Genomic DNA, 11778 nt, shown 5'->3' with positions numbered 1-11778 from the left:
GAATTGGTCCTTCAGCTTTTGTTTCGGAAGAGGGACTTCTATTGAAATATCATCTTCCTTCAAAAGCTCTTCGGTTGAGGATTCCGCGAAATTTTCATATTGGTAGTCATTGATTTTTTCAAGGAATTGATAAAGAAGAAAAATATTCAAAACGAAGAAAACCATGATGAATATTGACTTTGTATTATTCCAATCCACTTTGATCGCCTCCCGCATCTCCTTCAAAAGGCACAATGAACCATTTATTGCCGATCCGATAATACCAAGTCGGTTCAAGGGTGACTAAGGTGACAAGCTTGGAATCAAGGGATTTATTCAGTTTATACCCGATCGTGATGTCCTCCACGTTCTTGAAATCGATATTATCCTTTGATTTCAACTGATTCAATACTTCCCTGCCGCTTGCTAACGTCTTCAATGATCCTTCTGATGGGAGAACCGAGGCAAGTGAAAAGTATGGACGTTCATAGCTATAAATCTCTTCCTTGCCCCAGATTTGTTCGATTTCAGTCATTCCATATTCATTGAAGGCAGGATAACCGTTTACGAATAACCGGAAAACCACCCGTTGCTCAGTCTCCGACATATAGGCGTAGCGGTAGTTGTTATCCTCCCAGCCAGCATGATCATTGATGAAATCTATGCTTTTTTGCAGAAGATCACTCGAACTGCCAACAAACTTGTTCTTTTGTCCCGGATTGATATAAGAAATCAGGTAATTTTCCTTGTTGATCGTCATCAGCCTTGTTCCATCCGTGTATTCATCGCCGACCGAAACCGATTCCTGGCGCACATACTTAGGAAAATTAAATAATGCATTCTTCAGATTTGCTATATCCAAATTATCGATATAATACTGAAAGCTTTTAATCTCCACCGGTTTTTCCGGTACGAACAGCGTCTTTTTGCTGTTTATCACTTCTGCTGTGTATTCAGGGTGCTTATTGTAAGAACCCGTATAATACCTATTCATGAAACCTTGTATTTTTTTTGAATCCACCATGCCTTGATAGATTTTCTCTTGACCATATGAAACAAAATAAACGGCAGACTGATTTTGACCGATATCCCTTTGCTTTATGATAATCCGGTCAAAGGAAAAAGTAGGGACTTCCTTATCGGTAATGTTCAATAACGTTTTATAGATGGAAATCGGGACATCATCGGAAAATTGAATTTCAATCGATCCGTCTTCATGGACGAAGTCATCGAATTTCCTTTGCAGCCTTTTTACCGATATCTCTTTGACACCCTTAAAGCTCCATTGCGTATATTCATTTTCCATCTTGCCTATTTCAATTGGGTCGGAGGTCTGGAAATGCTGCCCATTGCCATGAAAAAGGATACTGACCGGTTTAATGACATCACTGACGATCTCCACATCGCTTTTTATCTTTATATAATCGGACGATTGACTCAATTGATCATATTCAGGCTCATACGTCCAGATGCTCCAGGTCAAGAAAATGCTCGTCCCCACCAATATAATCAGTATTATGCTTTTTGCACGTTCAAAATTCATGACCAATCATCCTCTTCTTCCTGTTCGTAAGGAAGTGTAAAGAATACCGTAGTTCCTTTTCCATCCACACTTTCCGCCCAAATTTTCCCGCCATGCGCCACGACCATTTCTTTTGCGATCGCTAAGCCAAGGCCGGTTCCGCCTAAGTTCCGCGCCCTTGCTTTATCGACACGGTAAAACCGGTCGAATATTTTATCAATGACGTTTTTGGGGATTCCCACTCCTTGATCTGTAATGCTTACAACGATGAAGCCTTCGGAAGCCCTGGCCCGAAAGGTCACTTGACCGCCTTCAGGTGAGTACTTCAACGAGTTGGAGATAACATTATAAAGAACCTGGGTAATCTTATCCTCATCGATATCGACGAAATAAGCTTCTTTAGGCAAATCGCGCTTAAACGTGATATCATCATTTTTCGTCATTTCAAATCGATCGATGATATGGTCATAGAATTTATTGAAATTGACCCAGCCCGTTTTAAGCCTGTAATCCTTGCTGTCCATTTTCGAAAGCTGCAGCAGGTCATTGACAAGCCGGATCATTCGCTCCGTTTCATTTTGGGTCACACTTAGGAAGGATGGAGCGATTTCCTCATCCTTCCATGCCCCTTCAGCCAATGCCTCCAGGTAACTCCTCATGGTCGTAAGCGGGGTCCGCAGCTCATGGGACACGTTGGCAACGAATTCCCTGCGTTCACCCTCGATTTTTTCCTGCTCCGTTATGTCATGCAAAACAGTAATCAAACCATTCACGAAGCCCGTTTCCTTTTGGATCACCGAAAAGTTCGCCCTCAAAATGAACGGGCGATTCTTCTTGCTGTAATCAAGGATGACGGATTCGCGTTCTTCCAGTAAGTCATCAAATTTATATTCTTCTTCAAGACCCAATACCTCAATGATCGGCTGGTTCATGACCGTGTCACGCGAAATATTCAGAAGCTGTGCCGCCGGTTCATTAATCAAGTTCACCCGGCCCCGCCTGTCCGTCGAAATCACGCCGTCCGTCATATTGGAAAGAACGGATGATAGCTTGCGCCGCTCTCCTTCCGTGCTTGATTGCGACTCTTGAAGCTTTTTGGTCAAATTATTGAAAGTGACGGCAAGCTGACCAATTTCGTCATCGCCATATACCCTGACTTTTCTGGAAAAATTCCCTTTTGCCATCACCAGGGCCTGTTTCCTCATATCCGACATGGGCCGGGTGATCGTTCTTGCGAGCAGGATCCCCAAAATGGCGGTTATGACCAAGGCAATGGCCGTACCCGTCATGAAGATGCTATTGATTTCATCCATCTGCTCAAACACATTTTCCATCTCGGCTATGACATAGACGGCTCCAATGACCTCTCCATTTGCCTCAATCGGCGTCGAAAGGACCCAGAGCCTTCTTCCAGTTTTAAGATCGCGGAAAACGTCACTATCCTCTTTCCCATAGATGAGCGTATTCTTGATGAGGACCTCCGTTGTCTTTTTCCCGACAATATCCTGCTTGCTGGGGTCCGAGGTTCCGATTACCCTTCTGCTGCGGGTGTCGATAACACGGACCTCAGATATATCATTGGATGAATTATCCCGGTCTGTCAGTATCGTATCGATGGCTTCTTCGAGGGTCGGGTCTTCCTCTCCCCGCTCTTGCTCCATTTCTTCACCAATGCTATAGGTGAGCAGGTTAACATGGCCCTTTATCGATTTCGTGAAATTCCCGACAAGATTCTCTTCCAATTCGCCAACAAAATATACCCCGATTATTTGCATCGCCACGAAAATGAGCAGCACATAAATCAGAACAAATTTAAAATGAATCGAGCGAAAAAAACCAACCTTTTTCATAAGGACTACTCCTGTTCAGGGTTACGCAGGTAATAACCGACCCCTCTTCTAGTTACAATCCAGCCTGGATGGCTTGGGTTGTCTTCTATCTTCTCACGAAGACGTCTGACCGTTACATCGACGGTCCGTACATCACCAAAGTAATCATAGCCCCAAACAGTTTGCAATAAGTGCTCCCTTGTCATGACCTGACCGATATGCTTAGCCAAATAATGAAGCAATTCAAACTCACGGTGAGTTAATTCGATCGTATCTCCCCGCTTGGATACAACATAGGCATCCGGGTGGATCGTGAGCGTTCCTATCGTGATTTCCTTCGGTTCGTTAACATCTTGATCTGGGACAGGGACAGCTTGCTGACGCCTTAAATTCGCCTTGACGCGAGCGATTATTTCCCGGGTGCTAAATGGTTTTGTCACGTAGTCATCTGCACCAAGCTCCAGGCCCAGGACTTTATCAATCTCTGAATCCTTGGCAGTCAGCATGATGATCGGCGTTTCATACTTCTTCCTTACTTCCCTGCAAACCTCCATGCCATCGCGCTGCGGCAGCATGATATCAAGCAAGATCAAATCAGGCTGGCGTTCTTCCACCATTTTGAGGGCTTCATTGCCATCATAAGCACAAAAAACTTCATAGCCTTCTTTTTTCAGATTGAATTGCAATATATCAGCAATTGGCTTTTCATCGTCCACTACCAGAATTTTCTTATCCATATGCTTATCTCCTTTTTAATAACTAACCTGAATCTATTAAAAACCGTGTCCTTATCCGGGACTTTTATCCACTTTTCCTTCTGCCTGCGCCAATCTAGCAGCATCGATCGGCAAAAGTTATATATATATACCCAATAAAGGGGCATGAACACCTGAATGAAAGCAAATTGTATCTATTATACTTTATCATTTTATAGGCATTAAATCACCTTTTTCCTATTATTCTCATCTATGTATGAAGCAGAAGAAGCCTTCGAATATTTTTCGAAGACTTCCATCAATTACTGACTTATATAGTTTAGCGGATTTACAAGCGACCCGTTTTTATATACTTCAAAATGGAGATGGACGCCGGTCGAGTTCCCTGTTGACCCCATCATGCCGATTTTCGCACCCTTTTCAATCTTTTGTCCTGCTTTAACACCAATTGAATCGAGGTGGGCATACACGGTCTTATATCCATTGTTGTGGTTGATCGTTATCTTATTTCCATACCCGCCGGAGTTTCCTGCCGATTCAATAATTCCATGATCAGCTGCCGTGATCGTCCTCGTGGATGGACGGGCGATATCAATTCCCTTATGGAGTTTTCCCCATCGTTGCCCTTGCTTGCTGGAGATATAGCCCCCGTCTGCAGGCCACGCATATGTGCCGCTTCCTTGCGAAGGAATGACCTTCGTGCCTTTTTTGATGATTTCCGTTTTCGCCTTTTCCGTTATTTCTTTTTCCACGATCGTTTCACTGACTTTTTTACCATTCGTTTCGGAAACGTTATAAGTGAAGGCCTCGATTCCATCATTGCCCGCTTGTTCAATGATTACCTCTCCCTTGGGCAGTTCATCATCCTCCTGAACCTTCTTTTCAAAAGGAATCCGTTCTTCATCATATACTTCCCTTTCCACCATTACGTTCACATAAGGCATAAGCTCCGTCACGACGAGACGATCGCCCTCCTTAAGGTCCTTGCCTTCATTCTGGCTTTGGTTGAGCTCCAATAGTTGACCCGCGTCCATATCATGGCTCGCAGCAATCGACTCCAGGTCATCATCTTCCTTAGCCTCATAGATAACCTTTTCCTTCTTGCCTTCTTTGAGCACGGCCATGGTTTTATCGACAGTCATGATTTCATCTGGATCGGCCATTGTCTCTTTAAACGTAACTGGACGCGAAAATTCGATGTCTAGGATTTTACTTCCTGGTTCCTTTAACGATTCACTCGAATTGCCGTCCTCATTTTTAGCCGATTCATATTCTTCGTATTCCGCTTCATCAACATAGAGCAAGGTGAGCTTTTTCAACACTTCCTCCGCATCATCCTTTGATGGGACATAAGCGACCGTTTGATGATCTATATCGATTTCATACGCTTTTGCCTTAATATCCAACCGATCGGATATTTCCTTAACAGCCTGATCCTCTTTCACTTCTTCCTCAAATACCTCTTCAGGGACAAACGTCACTTGAGACTCCTTATCGAATGTATAATCAGGATAGTCTTCCTGTGCTTTCTCTACCTTATCCGCAACGATCTGCTCTATCTTACCTTCATCCGTCACGCTTCCCACGAACTCATCGTCAAGATAAACATGGTGAATGGTTGCAGTATCCGAGAGCCCTGCAGCCGTCACCCGATTCACTGCAAGCATAAATACGACGGATACCAGCAGCAGGGTGATTCCTCTCCCCTTTAAGCTAAACATATAAGGTCCTCCTTAACGGCTCAGTCACCAATTAAGAAACTAATCAAATGTATGTTAAGATTTATTAGTTCAATTTAAATACCTGTGTCCATGACTGATTTCATAATATTTTTCCACTCATAACTCTATCATAAGAAGAAAAAAAACAAGAAATAGACTTCATATTGTAATAGAACTGTATAAATGGTGACAACAAGTACCAATGGATATCTCTGCAAAGAAGGGGGTGGAATAGACACCTGAAGCGAAGGATATAAGCCCACTAAGGGTGAAGGCGCGTTTTTTGCGATTTGGTTTAAATTGGTATATTACAAATCGATAACAAACTATTAACAAAGCTTCATTTACAATACGATGATATAGCAAAAAAACGCCCTCTAGCAAGGGCGTTTTCAATAAGGATGGCTCAGGACGGAATCGAACCGCCGACACAAGGATTTTCAGTCCTTTGCTCTACCGACTGAGCTACTGAGCCAAATATTCCATTTCAAAGCTAAAAATAAAATGGCGGTCCCGACGGGAATCGAACCCGCGATCTCCTGCGTGACAGGCAGGCATGTTAACCGCTACACCACGGGACCAGTAAAGATATGAAATAAAGAAGTGACCCATACGGGATTCGAACCCGTGTTACCGCCGTGAAAGGGCGGTGTCTTAACCGCTTGACCAATGGGCCGAAAAAAAATGGTGAGCCATGAAGGATTCGAACCTTCGACCCTCTGATTAAAAGTCAGATGCTCTACCAACTGAGCTAATGGCTCGTACTAACGAATGTCACTATGTTTCGCTTCGTCGTATTATTGTGACGACGCTTATGATAATATCACGAATTATAGAGTTTAGGCAATAGTTTTTTTAAAATAAAATAATATTTATTATTTTCCCCTTCTTCCGCTTCCATTTCAGCCGTAATCATGAAGAAGAGCCGGCCAAAAAGCCAGCTCCATTTTCATGAAAAATTACGCTAGACGCCAAGGGCTTCTCACGATATTTGTTTGGTTGCGGTCAGGACCGACAGAGAAAGTCGTCAAAGGAATGCCCACTAATTGTGATACACGCTCAACATAGTGACGAGCATTATCTGGAAGCTCGTCCAGTGATTTGCATCCTGTGATGTCTTCTGACCAGCCTGGAAGCTCTTCATAAACTGGCTTACATTCACCGGTCGCTTTCAACGTCGCTGGCACCTCATGAATAACTTCGCCTTTGTATTCATAAGCGACACAGATTTTGACCGTATCAAGACCTGATAGCACGTCAATCGAGTTCAATGATAGGTCGGTGATTCCGCTGACACGGCGTGCATGGCGGACGACAACAGCGTCAAACCAGCCCACACGGCGCGGCCTGCCTGTAGTTGTGCCATATTCACGGCCCACTTCACGGATTTGGTTACCGATTTCATCATGTAATTCCGTCGGGAAAGGACCATCGCCCACACGGCTTGTATATGCTTTACATACACCGACCACATGGTTGATTTTCGTAGGACCTACGCCAGAACCGATCGTAACGCCGCCTGCAACCGGATTGGATGAAGTGACGAATGGATATGTTCCTTGATCAATATCAAGCATGACTCCTTGTGCCCCTTCGAATAATACCCGTTTCCCCTCATCAAGTGCATCATTCAATACAACGGATGTATCGCAAACATATTTCTGCACTTGTTGTCCGTACTCATAGTATTCTTCCAAGATTTCTTCGATTTTGAAACCTTCCGTCTCATAAAAACGTTCGAACATACGATTTTTTTCGACAAGATTATGAGATAGTTTTTCCTCGAAAATTTCACGGTCCAAAAGGTCGGCCATCCGGATTCCGTTACGGGCAGCCTTGTCCATATAAGCAGGGCCGATCCCTTTTTTTGTCGTTCCAATCTTATTGGCGCCTTTACGATCTTCTTCGACTTCATCCAATTTGATATGATAAGGAAGAATGACATGGGCACGGTTCGAAATACGAAGATTATCCGTACTCACTCCATGGCTATGCAAATAAGCAAGCTCCTCTACAAGAGCTTTCGGATCGACCACCATACCATTTCCAATGACACAAATTTTATCACTATAAAAAATCCCTGACGGAATTAAATGCAGTTTATAAGTAACACCATTAAATTTTATTGTATGCCCTGCATTGTTCCCGCCTTGATAGCGAGCAATGGCTTCCGCATTCTGGGATAGAAAATCTGTTATTTTACCTTTACCTTCGTCTCCCCATTGTGTACCGACTACTACAACTGATGACATCTGAATAAAGCACCTCCAAAGGTTCCGTAATACCGATCAATAACCGGTTCTTATCAAACAAACCTATTTTATCAATAATCCAAAGGTGAAGTCAATACAAAATCCGAACATTACACATTTTTAAAAATAATTTGTTCGTAAAAAAAAGGGCAAGCGACTGCATTCCCGGCCTGATTGGTTTTGGATTATCTCCGTATTATTCCCTGCACTCGCTTTTATTATTATCACAGTGCACCCCTTTTTCAAGAGACGAATTGTATTATTACATGCTGCATCTAAAAATAAGGTTGTTTTCGCGGTGCGGTTAATTTCCGGTCCCATCAACCAAACGTAAAACAGCCCGCCATGTTTTATGGCGGGCTGTTCCCTATGCCCCGGGCGACATCGAATCATCATCGAATCGCCGTTCGAGGTTAACGAATTTATTGTACTCTTTCACGAAGGCAAGTGAAACCGTTCCTACCGGGCCATTACGCTGTTTCGCTATGATGATTTCAATGATATTTTTGTTCTCGGATTCTTTATCATAATAATCATCACGGTATAAGAATGCGACGATATCGGCATCTTGCTCGATACTCCCCGATTCCCGGATATCAGACATCATCGGGCGCTTATCCTGGCGCTGCTCCACTCCCCGGGATAGCTGGGAAAGGGCGATGACTGGGACTTTAAGTTCACGAGCGAGCGCTTTGAGTGAACGTGAAATCTCGGATACCTCCTGCTGACGGTTGTCGCCTGAACGACCATCGCCTTGAATTAACTGCAGGTAATCGATCAAGATCATGCCAAGGCCATGTTCCTGTTTCAGACGGCGGCATTTTGAGCGAATTTCACCGATCCTCACGCCTGGCGTATCATCGATATAAATGCCGGCATTGGACAAGCTTCCCATCGCCATCGTAAGCTTGCGCCAATCCTCATCGGTCAAGGAACCTGTCCGTAAGTTCTGGGCGTTTATGTTTCCTTCGGCACAGAGCATACGCATAACGAGCTGCTCTGCACCCATTTCAAGACTGAAAATCGCTACATTTTCCTCCGTTTTGGTCGCAACGTTTTGAGCGATATTCAAGGCAAATGCCGTTTTACCTACAGAGGGACGGGCACCCACTATAATGAGGTCATTACGTTGGAATCCTGCCGTCATTCGATCCAGTTCAGCAAACCCTGTCGGTATTCCCGTGACATCACCTTTACGGTTGGTCAGAATTTCTATGTTATCGTACGTCGCAACCAATACATCTTTAATATTTTGGAAAGACCCGGAATTTTTACGTTGGGCCACTTCCATGATCGTTTTTTCTGCTTCCCCGAGCAGCTCCTCGACCTCGTCCTCGCGACTGTAGCCTTCCTGGGCGATGTTGGTCGCTGTCCTGATCAAACGGCGGAGCAAAGACTTCTCCTCGACGATGCGGGCATAATATTCAATATTGGCCGCGGTAGGGACCGACCCGGCCAATTCACTTAAATAAGATACACCGCCAACTTCTTCAAGGTTTTTTGTCGCAGCCAGTTCTTCCGTCACCGTGATCAAATCGACAGCTTTGCCTTCGTCATTCAAATTAAGCATCACATTAAAAATCTTTTGATGCGAGCTTCTGTAAAAATCCTCCGGAATCAAAACTTCCGAAGTAACGGTCAATGAAGATGGCTCTAGAAAAATGGCTCCCAGCACTGCCTGTTCGGCTTCTATATTTTGAGGGGGGATCCTATCTTGAAATTGTTCTATCATATCTTAAAACCTCCCATTCTAAGAGGATACCTTTTTTGCTAGCTTATACGTTTCTAGCCAAAAGAAAAAAGTGAAAGGACTACATGCCCAATCACATTTTTCGTCTAACTCTATTTTATCAATTTTTCACAGATATGAAACAGCTAAAATTAGTTAATTTCTTTTACATGTACAGTCAATGTCGCCGTGACTTCAGGGTGAAGCTTGACGGGCAGCTTCGTATGTCCTAAAGAACGGATGCCGTCAGCAAGCTCCATCTTGCGTTTATCAAGCTTGATGCCATGTTTTTTCTGAAGCTCCGATGCGATTTGCTTTGTCGTGATCGAACCGAATAAACGGCCGCCCTCACCCGCTTTGGCGGATAACTCGACTGTCAATTTCTCCAGTTGCACTTTCAGGTCTTCAGCTTGCTGAAGCTCTTCGGCAGCGAGTGATTGTTCTTTATTCTTCTGTGCTTCCAGCGTTTTTACATTTGTATTATTTGCTTCAACAGCCAATCCTTGCTTGATCAGGAAATTATGTGCATATCCATCCGCAACATTTTTAACTTCCCCTTTTTTCCCTTTACCTTTAACATCTTTTAGAAATATTACCTTCATTCTCTTTGTCCCCCTTCTAAATATTCGTCTATTGCCGCTTTTAACCGGCTTTCCGCTTCTTCGATCGAGCATGCCTGCTGGGTGGCGGCATTCGTCAAGTGCCCGCCTCCATTCAGCATTTCCATGATCACCTGGACATTGATATCCCCGAGGGAGCGTGCACTGATGCCCACCGTATCATCAGATCGCTTAGCCATGACGAAGGAAGCAACGACACCGTCCATCGTCAATAGGGTATCGGCAGCCTGGGCAATGAGCACCTGATTGTGGATCTGGTCGGTTTTAGCCGAGGCAATGGCAATTCCTTTTTTATAAAAGATCACTTCTTCAATGAGCTTCGACCGTTTAATGTATGTGTCCACATCTTCCTTCAAGAATTTCTGGACGAGAACAGTATCGGCCCCATGCGCCCTTAAATAGGACGCTGCATCAAAGGTACGGGAACCAGTCCTCAATGTGAAGCTTTTTGTATCGACGATGATACCGGCAAGGAGCGCGGTCGATTCCAGCATATCAATCTTCGAGCGCTTCGGCTGGTATTCAAGCAGCTCCGTTACAAGCTCGGCTGTTGAAGAAGCATACGGCTCCATATAGACGAGCAATGAATTCTTGATGAATTCTTCACCACGGCGATGATGGTCAATGACGACTACCTTATCGATCCTATTCAATAACCGTTCCTCAATCACCATCGAAGGTTTATGCGTATCGACCACCACAAGCAATGTCTCATCCGTGATCATTTCAAACGCTTCATCCGGCGTTATGAAACGGGCATACAGGTCTTCTTTATTCTTGATTTCTTCCATTAACCGAAGGACACTGCTATCCAGCTGTTGGGTGTTAATGACGATATACCCTTCCCGTTCATTCATCTGTGCGACCTTCAAGATGCCGATCGCTGAACCGATTGCGTCCATATCCGGGTTTTTATGGCCCATGACAATGACCTTATCGCTATCAAGGACGATATCCTTCAATGCATGGGAAATGACTCGTGCACGGACCCTTGTGCGTTTTTCCATCGGATTGGTCTTCCCGCCATAGAATTTCACTTTACCATTCGACTGCTTGATCGCGACCTGATCACCGCCCCGTCCAAGTGCCAAATCCAGGCTGGACTGCGCGAGCGAGCCTAGTTCCGGCAGTGATGATACGGCGGAGCCGACACCTATGCTCAAGGTCAATGGTACGTTTTGCTTGGCTGTCGTTTCCCTGATTTCATCCAGGATCGAGAATTTCCCCTTTTCCAATTGCTGCAGGATATGTTCATTGAAGATAGCAATGAATCGTTCCGAGGATACCCGTTTAAAGAAAACGCCATTATCCCTTGCCCATTTATCAAGAAGTGAAGTGACCAAGCTGTTGATGCTGCTTTTACGCTGATCATCCATGCCCTGAGTCAAATCATCATAATTATCGAGGAGG

The 11778-nt window shown here is 44.3% G+C and carries 8 protein-coding genes, 4 tRNA genes and 1 pseudogene; all 13 read right to left on the bottom strand.

What is annotated here, in order from left to right; translation table 11 throughout:
• Positions 1 to 198 (bottom strand): annotated as a pseudogene (locus tag CVN76_RS10575) (two-component system regulatory protein YycI); the annotation flags it as partial.
• Positions 185 to 1522, bottom strand: coding sequence for a YycH family regulatory protein (locus CVN76_RS10570; RefSeq protein WP_100531215.1), 1338 nt, complete (start codon positions 1520 to 1522; stop codon positions 185 to 187). The pseudogene CVN76_RS10575 and the gene CVN76_RS10570, both read right to left, overlap by 14 nt.
• Entirely contained in the window at positions 1519 to 3351 is a 1833-nt protein-coding gene (walK, locus tag CVN76_RS10565) for a cell wall metabolism sensor histidine kinase WalK (protein WP_061141428.1), read from the bottom strand. The genes CVN76_RS10570 and walK overlap by 4 nt, the downstream gene beginning before the upstream one ends.
• A gap of 5 nt (positions 3352 to 3356) precedes the next feature.
• Positions 3357 to 4067, bottom strand: coding sequence for a response regulator YycF (gene yycF / locus CVN76_RS10560; RefSeq protein ID WP_061141429.1), 711 nt, complete (start codon positions 4065 to 4067; stop codon positions 3357 to 3359).
• A 281-nt stretch (positions 4068 to 4348) separates the two neighbouring features.
• The gene (locus CVN76_RS10555) at positions 4349 to 5767 is read right to left on the bottom strand and encodes a LysM peptidoglycan-binding domain-containing M23 family metallopeptidase (RefSeq protein ID WP_100531214.1); all 1419 of its coding nucleotides are present in this window, start codon (positions 5765 to 5767) and stop codon (positions 4349 to 4351) included.
• Between the two features lie 402 nt (positions 5768 to 6169).
• Positions 6170 to 6242: transfer RNA gene (locus CVN76_RS10550), tRNA-Phe, on the bottom strand.
• Positions 6243 to 6272: 30 nt separating this feature from the next.
• Positions 6273 to 6348, bottom strand: a tRNA-Asp gene (locus CVN76_RS10545).
• 23 nt (positions 6349 to 6371) lie between these two features.
• Positions 6372 to 6443, bottom strand: a tRNA-Glu gene (locus tag CVN76_RS10540).
• 9 nt (positions 6444 to 6452) lie between these two features.
• Positions 6453 to 6528, bottom strand: a tRNA-Lys gene (locus CVN76_RS10535).
• Positions 6529 to 6726: 198 nt separating this feature from the next.
• Positions 6727 to 8019 carry an adenylosuccinate synthase gene (locus tag CVN76_RS10530; protein WP_061141431.1) on the bottom strand — a complete coding sequence of 431 codons (1293 nt, stop codon included), beginning with the start codon at positions 8017 to 8019 and terminating at the stop codon, positions 6727 to 6729.
• A 367-nt stretch (positions 8020 to 8386) separates the two neighbouring features.
• Positions 8387 to 9751, bottom strand: a complete 1365-nt coding sequence (gene dnaB, locus CVN76_RS10525; protein ID WP_061141432.1) for a replicative DNA helicase — start codon at positions 9749 to 9751, stop codon at positions 8387 to 8389.
• Positions 9752 to 9900: 149 nt separating this feature from the next.
• A complete protein-coding gene (gene rplI / locus CVN76_RS10520) occupies positions 9901 to 10350 on the bottom strand; it encodes a 50S ribosomal protein L9 (protein WP_100531213.1) in 450 nt (149 codons plus the stop codon).
• Positions 10347 to 11778, bottom strand: a 1432-nt coding sequence (locus CVN76_RS10515) for a DHH family phosphoesterase (RefSeq protein WP_100531212.1), incomplete at its 5' end; no start/stop codon positions are given. The genes rplI and CVN76_RS10515, both read right to left, overlap by 4 nt.

The sequence above is a fragment of the Bacillus sp. mrc49 genome, assembly GCF_002803435.1.
This window is presented reverse-complemented; position numbering and strand designations above follow the sequence as displayed.